This is a genomic window from Methylophilus sp. 'Pure River', from assembly GCF_046765995.1.
Lineage (GTDB): Bacteria > Pseudomonadota > Gammaproteobacteria > Burkholderiales > Methylophilaceae > Methylophilus.
In genome coordinates this window covers 194,426-211,895 of record NZ_JBKOUE010000004.1, presented here as the reverse complement: position 1 = coordinate 211,895, position 17,470 = coordinate 194,426, and the positions used below count along the sequence as shown (strand labels likewise).

Below are 17,470 nucleotides of genomic sequence, written 5' to 3'. Positions count from 1 at the left end.
AATGACTTTTACCAATAACGCCAGCCGCCACCCCAATAAGGTCGGTAACCCCAGGGGCCGCCGTAAAAACCAGGCCCACCATAAAACCAGGGGTCCATACTACGCAATCTGGCCATATCGCGCTCGCGTTTTAGCCTGGCATCAGACTCTACGCGGGCTTTTTCACGTTTGTTAATTTCATCCGCAATAGCATTCTGCTCGGCCAATGCGTTGGCTTGCTGCATGTAATCAAGCACGCCTTTGGAAATCCCTTTTTCGTGCCAGCTCAACACATCTGAAGGCGTGAGCGAATAGCGTGATTGTGACTGTTTAATTGCTTCAATAATCTCAGCATCACTCTTGCCTTGTTTGCTTAAGGCCACAACCTGCTCCAGCGTCAGGGTAGATTGTGCAGGCGGCACCAGCGCAGCGAGCTGCTCAGGCGAAATGCGGTCAATTTGCAAAGGTTGTGGTGGTTGCGAGGCGCAACCAGCCAGTCCAGTTAACAAAAACGTGATAAAAATTAAACGCAAAGAGTGTGAGTAACGCATAGTGTTCCCATTCTACACCCGATAAAAAGTAAAGGGTCATATCGCTATGACCCTTTTATCTGCGACCTGGTTCAGTCTACCACTGAATCCATCATGCCTTGCGGAACTGCATTTTCCCGGCCTGAAAATCGACGCGGATAGTGTCTTTAGCCGCAAACTGCCCAGCCAGGATTTCACGTGCCAACGGGTTCTCAATCTCACTCTGGATCGCCCGTTTGAGTGGCCGCGCACCATATACCGGGTCAAACCCGGCATTGGCTATCTCGGCCAGTGCCGCATCGCTGATCTCCAACTGCATATCCATCGCAGCCAGGCGTTTGGCCAGCAATTGCAACTGGATATTAGCAATAGACTTCACATGTGCCTCGCCCAGTGAGTGGAATACGACGACCTCATCAATACGGTTAATAAACTCCGGACGGAAGTGGGTTTTCACCTCACCCATCACGGCCAGTTTCACCACCTGGTAATCCTGGTCGGCCATACTTTGTATCATCTGGCTACCCAGGTTAGAGGTCATAATAATCACCGTGTTTTTAAAGTCCACCGTGCGGCCCTGGCCATCGGTCAGGCGCCCATCATCCAGCACTTGCAGCAACACGTTAAACACATCCGGGTGCGCTTTTTCCACTTCGTCCAGCAACACAACGGAATACGGTTTGCGGCGTACTGCTTCGGTCAGCGTACCGCCTTCTTCGTAACCGACGTAGCCAGGCGGCGCGCCAATCAGGCGGGAGACAGAATGCTTCTCCATAAACTCGCTCATGTCTATGCGCACCAAGTGCTCCGGGCTATCGAACAGGAAATTAGCCAGCGCTTTGCACAACTCGGTTTTACCGACGCCAGTCGGCCCTAAAAACAAGAAGCTACCATACGGACGGTTAGGGTCACTGAGGCCGCTACGCGAACGCCGAATCGCGTCTGACACCAGGCGCACCGCTTCATCCTGTCCAACCACGCGTTCGTGCAAGCGGCTTTCCATACTCAGCAGTTTCTCGCGCTCACCAGTCATCATTTTGCTGACAGGGATCCCCGTCGCCCGGCTGACTACTTCGGCGATCTCATCCGCACCGACTTCGGTGCGCAGCATCTTGTGTTTCACTGCACCATTGGCTTCGGCCGTTGAAGCATGCTTTAACTGTGCTTCCAGCTGTGGCAGTTTGCCATATTGCAACTCAGAGACTTTTTGCCAATCGCCCTTGCGCTTGGCCGCTTCCATATCCAGCTTGATCTTTTCGATCGCCTCTTTAACGCCAGCCGAGCCTTGCACCGCTGCTTTTTCTGCTTTCCATACTTCTTCCAGGTCAGCGTACTCTTTTTCCAGCTTGCTGATTTCGTCTTCAATCAGGCCAAAGCGTTTCTGGCTGGCTTCGTCCTTTTCACGACGCACCGCTTCACGCTCAATTTTGAGCTGAATCAGGCGGCGGTCCAGTTTATCCATCACTTCAGGCTTGGAGTCGATTTCCATCTTGATGCGTGAAGCTGCCTCGTCAATCAGGTCGATGGCTTTATCCGGCAAGAAACGGTCTGTGATATAACGGTTAGACAATTCAGCCGCCGCCACAATCGCCGGGTCAGTGATTTCTACGCCATGGTGCAGCTCGTATTTCTCCTGCAAGCCACGCAAAATCGCAATCGTCGCCTCAACACTAGGCTCATCGACCAATACTTTCTGGAAACGGCGCTCCAGTGCAGCATCTTTTTCGATGTATTTGCGGTATTCATCCAGCGTGGTCGCGCCCACACAGTGCAACTCACCGCGCGCCAGCGCTGGTTTCAGCATATTGCCCGCATCCATCGCGCCTTCAGACTTGCCGGCGCCGACCATGGTATGAATTTCGTCAATAAAAACGATGGTCTGGCCTTCGTCCTGCGCCAGCTCCTTGAGCACGGCTTTTAAGCGTTCTTCAAATTCGCCACGGTATTTGGCCCCCGCCAGCAACGCAGCCATATCCAGACTCAGTACTTTTTTGTTTTTGAGTGAGTCTGGCACTTCGCCATTCACAATCCGTTGTGCCAGGCCTTCGACAATAGCCGTTTTACCGACACCAGGCTCGCCGATCAGCACCGGATTGTTTTTGGTACGGCGTTGCAATACCTGGATCGCGCGGCGAATTTCGTCGTCACGGCCAATCACCGGGTCCAACTTGCCAGCACGTGCACGCTCGGTCAAGTCCAGGGTGTATTTTTTCAAGGCTTCACGCTGGCCCTCCGCTTCCTGGCTGTTGACGGCATCATTTCCGCGCACGGCCTTAATCGCCTGCTCCAGCGCGGCCTTATTCACGCCGTGCTGTTTGAGCAATTTGCCGGTGTTGCCTTTGTCATCGGCCAGGGCCAGCAAAAACATCTCGCTGGCAATATAGCTATCGCCACTCTTCTGCGCGAGCTTGTCGGTGACATTTAACAGATTGTTAAGGTCACGCGAAACTGCCACATCACCACTGTTTTCGCTGACTTTTGGCAGCGCATCTATGGCTTGTTGCAAACTGGTTTTTAATGCACTGACTTGCGCGCCTGCACGCGACAGCAGCGCAGCCACACCGCTATCGTCCTGATTTAACATCGCCAGCAACAAATGTGGCGCTTCTATGGTCGGATGATCGGCACCCACGGCCATGCTCTGTGCATCGGCTAGTGCCTGTTGGAATTTGGTGGTGAGTTTATCAAAACGCATGCAAACCCTTTCATTGTTCAAAGTCATGCCGCAGCGTGCGGCTGGATAACCCTATAATGCGGTGGGTTTTTGCATTTTCAATAGATGCAGATCAAATAGGCGCGACTTTGAAACGTTTTTATGAGTTGGGTCTAATTCGTGAAAGGCAACAGTTGCAAGCCTTGATCGGCAGTGTTTACCGCCAGGGTTGCCTGGCCTTGCAAAGTCAGCCATTGCGGATAATCGAGCTTGCTAGTGCTGTGCAAAATGACCACCTGCGCACCCCAGGTTCTGCCACCATCTGACGACGCCATCGCCACAATGTCGGCGCCATGCTGATCATGCTCCTGCCAGGCCAGCCACACCTGGTCGCCGACGCTCAACAATGCCGGATGCCCTGCATTTCTCTTGGCATCGCCAAAGCGCCTCGGCGGCGAAGTTACCCAGGCCTGCCCGTCCATGCGCGCGATACGCAAGCCCGGCTTATCGCCCGCGCCATCAAAATAAGCCAGGTGATAGCCAAAGCCTTCGCCCACCGCCAGCGCAGCCCCATGATGTGGGCACCCTTCTATTTTCCAGTGCCCATAACTGGCGCGTACCAACACTGGCTTGCCCACAGGGCCAATTTCCGCCATGGCGTGATCGCGCTCGTTGCCCTCGAACACATGCCGCCACAACACGGCCACGGTGCCATCCGGCTTGCTGGTCATGGCAATGCGGCAACATTCGCAACTGTGATCAGCCAATTTCTGTTCAAGACTAAAGCTTTTGCCTTGATCGCGCGACACCGCATAGTAAATCGCCGCGCCGTCATAGGGTTTACCTGCGGCTTTAGCTGCCAGCATATCGCGCTTATCCAGCCAGGCGACGGTAATCGAGCCATCTGCCGCAACCTGCAAAGCATCATTACGATGGGTGATTTCTTCGCGATGCTGATGCACGATATAAGGCGCCTCAAACTTTTTGCCGCCATCCAGCGAACGTGCAAACCAGATATTGCCCGCGTGGTTCTTTTTCAGCGCCTCCGTCCAGGTGACATAGACCGCGCCATTAGCGCCTGCTGCAATATTTGGCCGCGCTTCTGCGTCGGCGGCAATCGTCATCGGCACAGGATTAACAGCGACTTCGGTGCTAAAATGCTTGCCCGCATCGTCGCTGACTGACACCCAGACTTGGCCCTGTTTGACCTGTGCCAGCCACACACGCCCGCCATGATCGGCCGTGACGCTGACGGTCAATGCACTGGCTGAGTGTTCGGGATGGGTTTCATGCGCATGCACCGCCTGCAATGACAGCAAACAAGCCAGCCAAAACACAGGTTTTATCCACGATTGGACCATCACGCCTCAACCCGAAGATTAATTAAAAACATCTTTAAATTTACCTTAATTATCAAGAGTTAATGTCGCTAAAGTTTGCTTGCATTCGCGCCGATAACCCACTTATCCGCACTACAACGCACACCGGACCGAAACAGATTTAACTATGTCATTACCAACCGTTTTTGATCATCATAGCACAGCATGGTTGCAGCCCCTGGCCGTCACCATGCCGGATATGCCTATGCTGGCCATCAATCGCCGGGCACAGTGTCTCGCTCTCAGCACCACCGCGAAAAACCTGCTGGGAGAGCTCGCAGACGGCTTGCCCAAAGAGATTCGCCAAGCGCTGGTCGAAGCCATGCGCGAGGGCAAAACTGAATTAAACATCAGCACCCCTATTCATGGCTTAAAACGTGACTTCAAATGCCGCTTGTTCTATCCACAATCAGGCCGCCGTGCCATTGGCCTGATGCTGGAGGAAGAAGAACGCACGCTGGTCGATCAATTGCTGCACATGCAATCAATTGTGCACTCACTGATTGAGATGAGTCCGGACCTGATTTGCATTAAAGACAATGACAACCGCTGGATGATGGCCAACCAGCACATGCTGAACACCTTCCAGATTGATAGTTTTGACTACCAGTTCTTAAACAATTTGCAAATTGCGGATACCTTGCATCCGGTGTTCCGCAATAGCTTCGAACATCACGAAAAGTCTGACCAGCAGGTATGGAAATCCCGCCAGGCTTACCACAATGAAGAACTGGTACATTTACCCCAAGGTGGCTACAAAACACTGGAAGTGAATAAAGTCGCCTATCACGACCAGAAAGACCAGCCCAGCCACCTGATTACCGTCGCGCGCGATGTCAGCGAACAGAAATTCATTCAAACGCAGTTGCTTAACCGCAGTGCGGTGTTGGACACGCTGATTTCTTGCGACTGGATGCTGCACTCAGCCGAGCGCTGGCAGAGTGTGGCGGAAAATGTCTTGCAGCAATGCTGCCTGTCGTTCCGCTTTAGCCGTGCGATTTTGCTGCAACACGAAACCATCACCAGCCGCAAAAAAACCGATATCCGCTCCAAAGCCCTGTTCCACTGGGCAATGAACGGCTTTCATACTACCTACGAGCATTGGGAAAAAATTTCTTTCCTGTCGCCTGAGCTGCAACGCTGGTATAGCCTGCTGTCCAAAGGTCAGCCGGTGATGTGTGACGCCCTGACATTGCCAGCCTCAGAGCGCGCTTTGCTTAAATCGCATGACACCGTCAACCTGGTGATTGTGCCGCTCATGATTGATGATGAGTGGTGGGGATCCATGGTGATTGAGCGCTGCTTCGATGCCGAAAATACCAGTTCACAAGAGCTGGGCTCGTTAATGGCCATTGGCCGTACATTGAGTGTGGCAATTGACCGCGAACAAACCGGCAAACACCTCAAACTGGCCAAAATTGCCTTTGACAGCACCACTGAAGGCATCATGATTGTGAACCCGGCTGGCGAGTTGGTCGGGATTAACCAGGGCTACACCCTGATTACCGGCTATGAAGAATCTGAAGTGCTGGGCCACAAGCCGCAAATCTTCAGGCAACGCCCACGCGGCCTGTTTGGGGCGCTCAAGCGCCATGGCAAATGGTCGGGCGAAATTGAGAACATACGCAAAAACGGCGACACTTATACCGAGTGGATGACCATTACAGCGGTGCGCAACCATGCCAACGTGATCACCAACTATGTGGGTGTGTTTGCCGATATTAGTGAAATGAAGCGCTCACAAACGCAGCTCAACTCACTGGTGAACCATGACCCGCTGACCGGCCTGCCTAACCGCAGACTGATCAACCATTTGTTTACACATGCCATTCAGCGCGCCAACCGCAATGAGCAGCAAGCCGCCGTCCTGTTTATTGACCTGGACCGGTTTAAAAACATTAATGACAGCCTGGGCCATTACTCCGGCGACCAGTTACTGCTGGGCGTCACTGAGCGTCTGCGCGCGGCTTTGCGTGAGTCTGATATTGTCGGCCGCCTGGGTGGCGATGAATTTATCATCCTGCTGGAAAACCTGCATGGCAAAGCCGATGCTGCGCAAAAAGCACACGATATCCTGGACGCGCTCAGACGTGAGTTCATAATTGACCATCATGAGATTTTTGTCGGTGCCAGCATTGGTATCTCTATGTACCCACAGGATGGCAACGATGTAGAAAGCCTGATTAAAGCGGCTGACCTCGCCATGTACCAGGTGAAAAACAACGGTAAAAACCATGTCGCATTTTATGATGTGGCGTTGAGCCGTGATGCTGTAGAACACTTCCAGCTGGAAACCGAGTTGCGCCAGGCGCTGACCAAAAATCAGCTCAAGATGTTCTACCAGGCGCAGATCGACCTGAACACCGGCATGATCATTGGTGCTGAGGCGCTGATACGCTGGATACACCCGGTACAGGGCATTATTTCACCGGCGAAATTTATCCCGCTGGCAGAAGAAACCGGTTTGATTTTAAGCATAGGCGAATGGGCCTTGGCACAAGCGGTGCGCCAAGCGCACGCCTGGCACAAAGCGCATCCGGAATTTAAGAAGATTGCCATCAACGTTTCCGGTGTGCAAATCATGAAGAGCAAGTTTGCCGATACCGTGTATGGCATCCTCATGGAAAGCGAGTGCGACCCGTCTATCATTGAGCTGGAAATCACCGAAAGCACGCTGATGCAGCATACCCAGCATGTGGTCGACACCTTTAACCAGTTAAAACTGTTAGGGGTCAGCATCGCGATTGACGACTTTGGCACCGGCTACTCTTCGCTATCGCATCTGAAACGCTTACCGTTGGATCAGATCAAGATCGACCGCAGTTTTGTCAAAGACCTGCCAGATGATAAAGACGATGCCGCCATCACCAGCGCGATCTACGCGATGGCGACACAATTAGGATTCACCGTTGTTGCCGAAGGGGTCGAAACCGAAGAACAGGAAAAGTTTTTACAACGACTGGGCTGCCAGACCGCACAGGGCTACCTGTATGCTTATCCAGTGAACTCGGACGACTTTTTACAGTTACTAGTGTTAAATAATCAAAGAAAAATAAAACGCCATGCCTAATCACGCCTCAGACACCTACTATATCGACATAGACCAGCTTCAGATCGGTCTCTACATCCACCTCGACCTGGGCTGGATGGATCATCCATTTTCGGTGAGTAACTTCAAGATCACGGATGAATCACAGATTGAGACCATCAAGTCTTTAGGATTGAAGCAGCTACGTTATGACCCCAGACGCAGCTCCAGCATGCCGCTGAGAATTACACCTCAGCAGAATGTGGTCGAGTTCCCACTGAAAAAAGCGGCCTCACCTAAAGTGGAAATCATTGATGCAGCCCCTGAATTAAGTGCAGCCCAGAAAAAACAACTGGCGCTCAGGCAAGCGGTGGCCGAAAGCGAACAGAAGTTCATGAAAACCAGCACAGAGGTGAGGAATATTCAGAAGCTGTCGACTGAACATCCGGATCAGGCCTATGGCATGGCCACCAGGCTGGTGGAAGACCTGGTTACCAGCACCCTGACCGAGAGCGACATCGCGATTCATGCCATGAATGGCCACCGTGTCAGTGACCAGCACTTCCAGCATGAATTGAACACGCTGGTCGTGGCCATGTTGCTGGCTAAAAACCTGGACATTACCGATGAAGATTTGGTGATTTTAGGCATGTCAGCCATTCTGCACGACATTGGCAAACGCCAGATCAGTGACAAAATCCTGCTCAAAAAAGACCCGCTGAGTGTACGCGAAACGGCTATTTACCAAACCCATGTCTTGCTTGGCATGAATATGCTGCGAGATGTCGCCGTGCCCAGAAAAATATTGACGCTGATTTCCCAGCATCATGAATTTGCCGATGGTAGCGGCTATCCCAAAGGCCTGCATTGTGACCAGATTGACCCGTTATCGCATATCCTGATTATTGCCAATATGTACGATAACCTGTGCAACCCGTCTAATCCGGCACACACAAAAACGCCTTACGAAGCCTTGAGTGTCATGTTTGCACAGCAGCGCCACCAGTTTGACCAAACCATTCTGAGACGCTTTATCAAATGCCTGGGCATTTACCCGCCTGGTAGCGTGATTCGCCTGTCAGACCAGAAACTGGCCACCGTGCTGTCGACCAATCCGCAACAACCTTTGCGCCCATTTATTCAAATGCTGAGTGACGACCGCGAAGAAGAAGGCGATATTATCGACCTCAGGGAAGCGCTGGACATCAACATTATCCAGTGCCTGAAACCAGAACAGTTGCCTAACCTGCTGCAAAACAGGTTGCGTTTAAAACAACGTACCAGCTACTTTTTGGACAAGATTTACGCGACGTCTTAAAGCATGCGGCCCTGGAACAATCACCGGCTTCCAGGGCGCCGCACCGCTCAACTACGCTTCCTGGCAAACAGATAAGCGCCTAGCACCCCCGTCAGGCTCACAGCCAGCGCCGCGAATATCGCCAACACATCGCGCACATCCTTACTCACAGACTGAAAACTCCATTTGTGCAGATAGGCAAAAATAAAGCCTTCCAGACCATCGTTGTCATCGACGCGGGCGGCCAGCGCACCGGTGGCAGGTTCCAGGTAAAAACATGCGTGTTGCGCTTGTGTCGTTTGCACTTTTAACACCGGCAAGCGTTTGAAAATAAACCCGTATTCATTGGCAAATGCCGTGACCCACTGCACGGATTCAATGCCAGGCTGCGCTGTTTCGGCAATGTTTGCGAGCCATGCTGTTGCATAGGCTTGTGGCGTGAGCGCAGTCACGGCGTGTGGCCCGGTTAGCCATAATACCGGTGCGGCAGGCGCAGGCGACATAGCAGCATGATGCTGATGCATGGCCGCTACCTGTGCAGAAGGCAAGCCTTGCGTGCCAGCCGTGACGGGGATTATTTGCCAGAACAACGTAGCGCCGCGGCCATAAATATCCAGCTTCAGCACTTGGCCGGTGGCCAGTTGTGACCAGACATCTGCACTCAACGCGGCACTATCGCTGGCAAATGCCGTGTGTAATAAAGGCCTGCGCTGCTGCATATCCGACATCCACAAGTGGAACAAGCCGGTACTGGCGAGTAACAGGATCACCAGAGACACCCATAAACCGAACTCACGATGCCACCACTGCAGCCCCCAACGCTTTAAGCGGTAAGGCGCGGTTCTGCGCTGCTTAATGTAAAGAGTGATCCCGGTGATGGCCGAGGCTAAAATCAGCACCAGCACCACGGTTGCGACGGCCAGTTGCAATATGCTGCAAGCCTGCAAAAACGACCAGTTATGGCCGAACTGGAATACCTTGGTCAAAAAGGCCCGACGATCATCAACCAAGGTCGCCAACCTGGACTGCTCGGTATCGACATAGGCACGCAAGCCCTCATCACCTGTATAGGCGACACGCCAAACCGGCAACAAACGGTTGACTGGGTGGTAATCCGGCGCAAAATCGGTCACGGCTTCTACCGTGCGTACCGATGGTGCATCACGCCCGGTGTAATAATTGGCCAGGCTGATCGCTGCAGCCTTCTCGGCCCCTGCACGCTCTTCACCATTCATCACCGAAAAATATCTGGCGGCACCAGCGAGTGCGATCCGGTAATAAACCTGGCCATCCAGCTGCACCAGGCTGATATGCTGAAACTGCGTGATCGCCTGTTGCTGTAACAATGCAGGCAGTGAAACCGCCTGGCTTAAATCGACGGGTGCCAGTGGCGGCATAAACTGTTTTGGGGCCGGTTGCAAACGGCTAATGATGGGATGCGACGCCCCGGACAACCCCCACAGCACCATGCCGATACAAGCGATCACGCCTATCCATTGGTGCCAAAATAGCCAGCCGCGTTGAACTGACAGGTGCTTAATGGCCATGCGTATCTCCATGCATATCATGGGCGGTCGATGACACTGGCTGACCCTTGCTAAACTTCACGACGCCTTTAAAACTGTCTATCCGTTGACGCTGATCGTCCGTCAGGTCCTGCTCGTGGTTTTGCAGCAAGACCGCGAGTGCCTGGGCATCGGCAGAGGACATCCCGGCCGCTTCCAAATGCCTGGATGAAGTCAATTCCGAGCCACCGCATAGTAGCGTATGCCAATGCTGATGGGCAGGATGATATTTCAATAAAGCGCGCCCGCCTTTATCGTCCTGAATCCAGTCAGCAATCGCCATGCCCTGGCGGATAACAATGACTGGCAGCGTCAATGGCTGATTGGGCTTATCCCAAGTTTCATGCATTTCCGCAGCCACAGACTGCACATTTTCTGCCGCCGATTCGGCTGGTGTAGCATGCGCATGTAATACCGTCGCTGGCCACCACAGCGCCAACGAACACACCATTAACTTGATCCAATGATTCACAACACACTCCAGAAAACCGGGAGCACTGCCCCCGGTAATAACGGTTAATAAGTCCAGGTCACACCCAGGTAAGCCGTGCGGCCATCGCCAGGATAAAACAATGCATCTGTTCCATTCCACCGACCTGAAATACCGGTCGTTGCTGCGTATTTTTGGTTAGAAAGATTGCGCCCCTCAAGAAACCATGACCAGTGCTGGTTAATTTTTTGCCCAGCTTTCATGCCCCACAGAAAGTAACTATCTGCATAAAGCGTTTCTGCAAAGTCTACGTTGTATCTCTGCGGAGACCACTCTATGGTCGGGCCGATATAAAAGTTTTCAAGAAAGTCACTGCCACGATAAACCAACTCCGCTCTCAATAATGAGCGTTGAATGCCTGGCAACCGATTATTACCGAATAACGCGTCACCATCGAGTTTGAAGTTGTTAATCAGCAAGCTGGAGCGCCATTGCAAATCATACGGTAAACGCCCGGTCAGCCCGAACTCAAGACCCTTGTGTATGGTTCTATCTGCATTAATCGTAGATGGACTTGCTACAGTGCCTAATGCAAGCAACTCGTCCTGCAAGCGCGCATAATAGAGTGCAACATCCCAATCGACATATTCACCATTCCCTCTGGAACCAATTTCGTAAGTGGTCCCTCGCTGTGCTTTCAGGGTGCCTGCCACCGCCACATTCAGCTCACCAAAGCTTGGTGGCTCAAAACTACGGGAAGCATTCGCAAATAACTGCACATGCGGTTGCAACTGATATAACACGCCCAGCTTTGGGCTAGTCTGGTGGTAGTCTGCTTTAAAGCTCTGGTCACCAGTAGAGGTAATCATCTGGTCTTTGGAGTCACGCTTTGAGCGCGTATATTGCAATCCGGCAATCACCGTCCACTGTGCATCCAGGCTCAACCTGTCTTCTGCGTACACCTCAAAATTGCTCGCTTTTTGGTCATAATCATTTATTTTTGCACCGCGGTGCGCATTCACATTACGGAAGTTCTTTGCATCAGTGTGCCCATAAGTCGGCGTCATGCCTGCCACAAACTCGTTTTTGAGGCCAAACAGCTCTCCTTCCTTGATCCAGCGTGCTGATAAACCATAATCATCAGACTGCTGATCAATCACGCCCAGGGTATCGTTACCAAAGACGAATAGGTCGATAATTGGATGAAACAAACTCTTTCTGGAATAAAAGGCGCCTAACTCCAGCTTGCTCTGATCAAACAAAATCGTGGTTTTGTTTGCTACGCGGGTGACGTTAATGTCGCGCTCATTGATCCCTTGTCCCGCCAACGGCCCGCCAGTGACCGTGGATAGCTTGGAATCTGTTTTCAATTGTGACTTTGTTAATGCGCTAGGTAATTGCGAGTCGTTATTGGTGTAGCCAAAATAAAAACGGGTTTCAACCTTTTCACTGATCTTGATGCCTACATTCCCGGTTAAACGATCCGCACTTTGTTGTGCATTATCACGGAAACTGCTAGTGCCATACTTGCTGGCGGTGACAAAATAATCAACATCATCTTTGACGCCGCCGGTACTCACACCAAGCCGATAGTATCCATAACTACCCCCCTCTGAGCGCACTTCTAATGCAGGTGCGTTGTAACCAGTTCTGGAAATAAAGTTGATACTGCCGCCTAAGTTGCTTGAACCATACTGCAAGGCATTGGCACCACGATAGACTTCAATATAATCCGCCGCCATCGGGTCAATGGCGGGGAAATCAAAACCACCATCAGCCAGGTTGGTCGGCATGCCATCTTGCATCAGTTTTAAGCCTCGACCATGAAAAGTGCGCTGTACGCCAGAGCCACGAATCGACAAGCGGGTTTCTTCTGCTCCAAAGCGTGATTGTGCCAATACGCCAGTCGCCATACCCAGCGTATCCTGCATATTGCTGGTACGGCCTTCGCGCACGTTTTCCATATCCACCACGGTCGTGCCACCTGCCGTTTTAGATAAGCTTTCTTTTGCTGTCTCAATATCCGGCTGTGTCAGTGACGCTTTGTTTTTGGTTGCTACCACATTGACTTCATCGAGATGCACTGTGCCCTCATGCTCGGCTTGTGCCAGGTAAGGCATCGCCGCCAAAATAGCCAGGCAGATTTTTGTTTTATTCATGTTGTATTCCCTTATTCTTTCTACGCAATATGCACTGCCTGCCATCAGACAAGCAGTACAAATACCTTAAACATCAAGCCGCAAATACTTGCCGGACAGCACCTTCTGGCTGCCAACGGATCAGCGCACTAATGTCGCACGCGAAATAAGTGCACAACTTGCCCAAATGCTCGGTGCATGCGTTGTAGGTAGGATCTTTGACCATGCGGTGCAAGGTCATGCGGCTGATGCCTGTAGATTCGGCAACTTCTTTGAGGGTGATGTGGCGTGCCCACTCCACCTGCTTGGCAAATATCATTGCCTGTAGATTGATAATAATCATGAGATGACTCCATTCGTGCCTGGATCACAGGCAGACGCTAAACCCGTCAAATAATTGACGGAACTAGATTGCGCTTGGAGTCAGAGGGGGCGCGCGGGTGGTATGCGCAGTCGGGTAAAAACTGGAAACAACAGGCGCTTGATATTCGCTTAAAGCGACATCAGCCTGTGCTTGCTGAAACAGGATATAGGCCGGATTGTAAGATGGCATCACGATATCATCCATGGCCATATGGCAGAACGGGCAATGATTGAGGTGATGGCTGAGTGACACCGGCTTTTGTGACGGCTTGTAGTCAATCAAGGTGGATAATTGCTTGCCTTGCGTGGTGACCACCTGAATCAGCAGCTTGCTGCCTTGGGTAGAACAGACTTCTTGCACAAAGCCTTTACCGCTTTGCATGGGGAAAGCCAGGCTCAGGGTCGGCACGAGCGCGGCCAGCATGATCGCCATCAAGGCCATGCGCGCCATCCACCGTTGAAATCTGAGCGTTACCATGCCGCTATTCTAACGGGAATCCTTTAGAATAAACAACTATTCCCATTGATACAGGACAAACCATGGCCGGATCCAGCCTGCTGGCATTACTCGATGACATCACTACTATGCTCGATGACGTGTCGGTCATGAGTCAGTTAGCCGCCAAGAAAACAGCGGGGGTCCTGGGCGATGACCTGGCGCTGAATGCGCAGCAAGTGACTGGTATTGCGGCAAACCGTGAATTACCCGTGGTGTGGGCGGTGGCCCGCGGCTCTTTTATTAACAAGCTCATTCTGGTCCCTGCGGCTTTATTGATCAGCGCGTTTTTACCCTGGCTGATTACGCCCCTGCTTATGCTAGGCGGCGCATTTTTGTGTTTTGAAGGCTTTGAAAAAGTCTGGCACAAACTGCATCACAACGCCAAGGAAGACACCCATACACAAGCCATACATACAGCCATGCAGCAATCGCAGGCAGACCTGGTGGTGCTGGAGCAAGAAAAAATCAAAGGCGCCGTGCGCACCGACTTTATCCTGTCGGCAGAAATTATCGTCATTGCTTTAGGCGTGGTGGCCGATGCTGCGCTGACGCAGCGTATCCTGGTGCTGTCTCTGATTGCCGTGGTCATGACCATAGGTGTGTATGGCCTGGTGGCCCTCATCGTCAAAATGGATGATATTGGTTTATGGCTGATGCAACGCCCAGGGACACACCTGCCGTCACAAGCGACGCGTAAACTCGGCTGGGGCATGGTGCAAATCGTGCCGCATTTAATGCGCTTACTGAGTGTGCTGGGCACGGCTGCCATGTTCCTAGTCGGCGGCGGTATTATTACGCATGGTATACACCCGCTACACGCGCTGGTTGAGCAGTTTTCACAATGGTCATTGCTGATAAACGCCGCTGTTGGCGTACTGGCTGGCGCACTGTGTGTTGGATTAATACATATCGTGAAATTAATTATCGGCAGGGACTAGTTTTTTTCTAACCCCTTGTTAGAATTGACAAAAAACAAGGGGGCTGCATGACACTTTCGCGTAAAGTTATTGTTGTTGCTGTATCTGTGTTACTGCTATGCCTAGTGGCCTCCTTCAACGCGACGCCTAAAACAGCGCTATGGCTGGATAACCTCCACTGGATGTCCACCATCAGCGCCTGCCTGATACTTGCCACCCTGGGTTATTTCCGCGCTAACCCTGCGCATCGTGCCTGTAAACTCTGGTTTGTCATTGGCACCTTCGCCTACTTTACCGGCGGGGTATTATGGATATTCCAGGTCCTGACGCATCAAACGGCCTTCCCGGCGCAATCGGATATTTTTTACCCGTTATTAGGCCCCTGCCTCATTATTGGCTTCATCACCGCCTTGCGCAGTCAGCTCTCGCGCTCAAAAACCTGGGCATTTACCATTGATGCCGTCTCCTTCAGCATCGCCATCCTCGGCTATGTGCTGATCTCTTATTTACCAAAATCGGCAGACGTCAGCCTGTTGCAACTGGCCGTGCTCACTGCCTATCCGGCCAGCATGCTGAGCGCCGCCCTGGTGTCGCTGCTACTCATCCCCTATTTAAGGCCAGCCTGGATGCTGCCCTGGCTGCTACTCAGCGCCGGGCTCGCGCTGCTAGGCATCTGCTGGATGCAATGGAACCTGAATGCACTCAACCACAGCCCGCAAACCAGCCTCTGGATTAACTATGGTTTCTCCGTCGCCGACCTGCTGATCGGCAGCGGCCTCTATGGCTGGCAAGTGCGCATCGCCAAAAAAACAGCCTTCCATCGCCAGTGCCGCCGCTTGCGTAGCTGGATTCCGGTGATCGCTTTTATATTCAGCATCAGCACCTTGCTGCTGATCTGGTGGCAAAGCGGCCCGCACCCGTATGCCTACCATATTGCGATCGGCTCGGTGACATCCATCCTGATTTTCTCCGCCGTCAGGCAAAGCATTTTATTGCGCGAGAGCGAGCGCCTGTTACGCGCCGAAAAACGCCTAGCCGAAAAAGAGATGGAGTACCTACAACTGTCGCGCAGTGACCCGCTCACCCGCTTGCCCAACCGACTCGCCATGCTCAATCTGCTGGAACATGCCATCATCAATGCTGCCAACGACAGCGGCATGGTCGCCTTGCTGATGATTGATTTAAAGCACTTTCAAAGTATTAATGACAGTTTTGGCCACCGCACTGGCGACCTGTTCCTGCTTGAAGTCGCCCAGCGCCTACAATACATTACCAATGACTGCGGCGAACTGGGCCGTGTACATGGCGATAAATTCGCGCTGATCGTCAGCCGCCACAAAACCGATGCCGAGCTCGTGCACCTGGCACACAACTTATGCAAAATCGTGCATAAACCGGTATTGGCAGAAGGCCATGAATTAATCCTCGACGCCTGCATAGGCATCAGTCTCTACCCGCGCGATGCCAGCAATGCAGATCAACTGGCGCGCAACGCCAATACCGCGCTGGCCCACGCCAAACGCTCGACCCAGCACCTGTTTTTATTCTATTGCAAAGAGCAAACCAAGCTGGCGCAAAACCGTTTCCGGCTCGATGTGCAACTACGCAAAGCGATTAAAAAACAGGAATTCTTTTTACATTTTCAGCCGATATTCAAGGTCAGCCAACAGGCGCAGCCACGCATCGCCAATATTGAAGCCCTGATCCGCTGGCGCAATAGCAAAGGCGATATTACCTCCCCGGCCGAATTTATCCCCTATGCCGAGCAATCCGGGCTGATTCTGCCGATTGGTGAATGGGTCATCAGCGAAGCCTTTCGCCACTTATCGGGGTTGATACACACAAACGGTCAAACCGTCGGCTTATCCATCAACATTTCACCACGCCAGTTCCGCGACCACGGCCTGCCTTTGCGTATTAGCCAACTCCTGCAACAATACGCGATCCCACCTGCGCTCATTACCCTGGAAATCACCGAGAGTGCCGTTTTTGAGCACGAGGAACAGGCACTGGAAATTCTCAAGCAACTCAAGGAGCTTGGCGTACGCGTATCGCTGGATGATTTTGGTGTCGGTAACTCATCGCTGTTCAAGCTTAAACATTTGCCGATTGATGAACTGAAGATAGACCGTGCGTTTATGGTCGATGTGCCGGACAGCACCGCTGACAGTGAAATTGTCAGCACGATTGTAAAAACCGCAGGTATTCTGGGGATTTCGGTGGTGGTTGAAGGCATAGAAACCCAGGCCCAACTCGACTTTTTACGCGATACCGGCTGCGACTGCATACAGGGATTTTTGCTCGGCAGGCCGATGCCGATAGAGGATATACACAAACTATTAACCGCTACCCAACCAGGCGGCGGGTTAACGTCTAAAACCGAACTGTTAATGACACGGTAACCTCACTGCCTACCGTCACCGCCAACTGCTTACGCACATCTGCCTTTAAAAACAGCGCATAGCGCTTACCTTCAAACGCCGGAAATATGGAGGTTTGCCATTGCTGGTTTCCCATACTCACCTCCACTTTCACCGCACCCCAACCACGACGCTTGGTCTGGTGATACTGGCTCAGTGTATGAATCTCATCTGACATGGCCACCGGTAAGCTGACATAGTGCCAGGTGCTTTTACTGCCTACCCACTGTTTGATGACATCACTAAAGGTATATTGCAGCCCATCCATCATG

General features: G+C 52.2%; 13 protein-coding genes. 4 read left to right on the top strand and 9 right to left on the bottom strand.

All coding sequences use genetic code 11. From position 1 onward, the window contains the following. Positions 1–8 precede the first annotated feature (8 nt). From ACIDE9_RS06385 to ACIDE9_RS06375, 3 genes are all read right to left on the bottom strand, one after another. The gene (locus tag ACIDE9_RS06385; protein ID WP_411993586.1) at positions 9–530 is read right to left on the bottom strand and encodes a hypothetical protein; all 522 of its coding nucleotides are present in this window, start codon (positions 528–530) and stop codon (positions 9–11) included. Positions 531–621: 91 nt separating this feature from the next. Beyond that, the gene (gene clpB, locus ACIDE9_RS06380) at positions 622–3,204 is read right to left on the bottom strand and encodes an ATP-dependent chaperone ClpB (RefSeq protein WP_411993585.1); all 2,583 of its coding nucleotides are present in this window, start codon (positions 3,202–3,204) and stop codon (positions 622–624) included. A 131-nt stretch (positions 3,205–3,335) separates the two neighbouring features. Beyond that, the gene (locus ACIDE9_RS06375; protein ID WP_411993583.1) at positions 3,336–4,523 is read right to left on the bottom strand and encodes a sialidase family protein; all 1,188 of its coding nucleotides are present in this window, start codon (positions 4,521–4,523) and stop codon (positions 3,336–3,338) included. A gap of 145 nt (positions 4,524–4,668) precedes the next feature. On the opposite strand from ACIDE9_RS06375, the gene ACIDE9_RS06370 reads away from it, so the two are divergent. Beyond that, positions 4,669–7,611, top strand: coding sequence for an EAL domain-containing protein (locus ACIDE9_RS06370; RefSeq protein WP_411993581.1), 2,943 nt, complete (start codon positions 4,669–4,671; stop codon positions 7,609–7,611). Next, a complete protein-coding gene (locus tag ACIDE9_RS06365) occupies positions 7,604–8,887 on the top strand; it encodes an HD-GYP domain-containing protein (protein ID WP_194752923.1) in 1,284 nt (427 codons plus the stop codon). Before ACIDE9_RS06370 ends, ACIDE9_RS06365 begins: the two co-directional genes overlap by 8 nt. 47 nt (positions 8,888–8,934) lie before the next feature. On the opposite strand, the gene ACIDE9_RS06360 is transcribed toward ACIDE9_RS06365, so the two are convergent. The 5 genes from ACIDE9_RS06360 to ACIDE9_RS06340 form a co-directional block, all read right to left on the bottom strand. Then, positions 8,935–10,413, bottom strand: coding sequence for a PepSY domain-containing protein (locus ACIDE9_RS06360; protein WP_411993579.1), 1,479 nt, complete (start codon positions 10,411–10,413; stop codon positions 8,935–8,937). Then, the gene (locus ACIDE9_RS06355) at positions 10,403–10,882 is read right to left on the bottom strand and encodes a copper uptake system-associated protein (protein WP_411993577.1); all 480 of its coding nucleotides are present in this window, start codon (positions 10,880–10,882) and stop codon (positions 10,403–10,405) included. The genes ACIDE9_RS06360 and ACIDE9_RS06355 overlap by 11 nt, the downstream gene beginning before the upstream one ends. 65 nt (positions 10,883–10,947) lie before the next feature. Then, positions 10,948–13,020 carry a TonB-dependent receptor family protein gene (locus ACIDE9_RS06350; RefSeq protein ID WP_411993574.1) on the bottom strand — a complete coding sequence of 691 codons (2,073 nt, stop codon included), beginning with the start codon at positions 13,018–13,020 and terminating at the stop codon, positions 10,948–10,950. Between the two features lie 73 nt (positions 13,021–13,093). Then, complete coding sequence (locus ACIDE9_RS06345) at positions 13,094–13,342, bottom strand: helix-turn-helix domain-containing protein (protein ID WP_411993572.1); 249 nt, start codon at positions 13,340–13,342, stop codon at positions 13,094–13,096. 63 nt (positions 13,343–13,405) lie between these two features. Then, the gene (locus ACIDE9_RS06340) at positions 13,406–13,840 is read right to left on the bottom strand and encodes a DUF2946 domain-containing protein (RefSeq protein ID WP_411993570.1); all 435 of its coding nucleotides are present in this window, start codon (positions 13,838–13,840) and stop codon (positions 13,406–13,408) included. Positions 13,841–13,902: 62 nt separating this feature from the next. On the opposite strand from ACIDE9_RS06340, the gene ACIDE9_RS06335 reads away from it, so the two are divergent. Together ACIDE9_RS06335 and ACIDE9_RS06330 are read left to right on the top strand one after the other, a co-directional pair. Then, positions 13,903–14,799 (top strand): DUF808 domain-containing protein, encoded by an 897-nt coding sequence (locus ACIDE9_RS06335; protein ID WP_411993568.1) that lies wholly within the window; start codon positions 13,903–13,905, stop codon positions 14,797–14,799. Between the two features lie 47 nt (positions 14,800–14,846). After that, a complete protein-coding gene (locus tag ACIDE9_RS06330; RefSeq protein ID WP_411993566.1) occupies positions 14,847–17,180 on the top strand; it encodes a putative bifunctional diguanylate cyclase/phosphodiesterase in 2,334 nt (777 codons plus the stop codon). Here ACIDE9_RS06330 and ACIDE9_RS06325 read toward each other — a convergent pair. Beyond that, positions 17,152–17,469, bottom strand: coding sequence for a DUF1905 domain-containing protein (locus ACIDE9_RS06325; RefSeq protein WP_411993564.1), 318 nt, complete (start codon positions 17,467–17,469; stop codon positions 17,152–17,154). The two genes, ACIDE9_RS06330 and ACIDE9_RS06325, sit on opposite strands and share 29 nt — an antisense overlap. Position 17,470 lies beyond the last annotated feature (1 nt).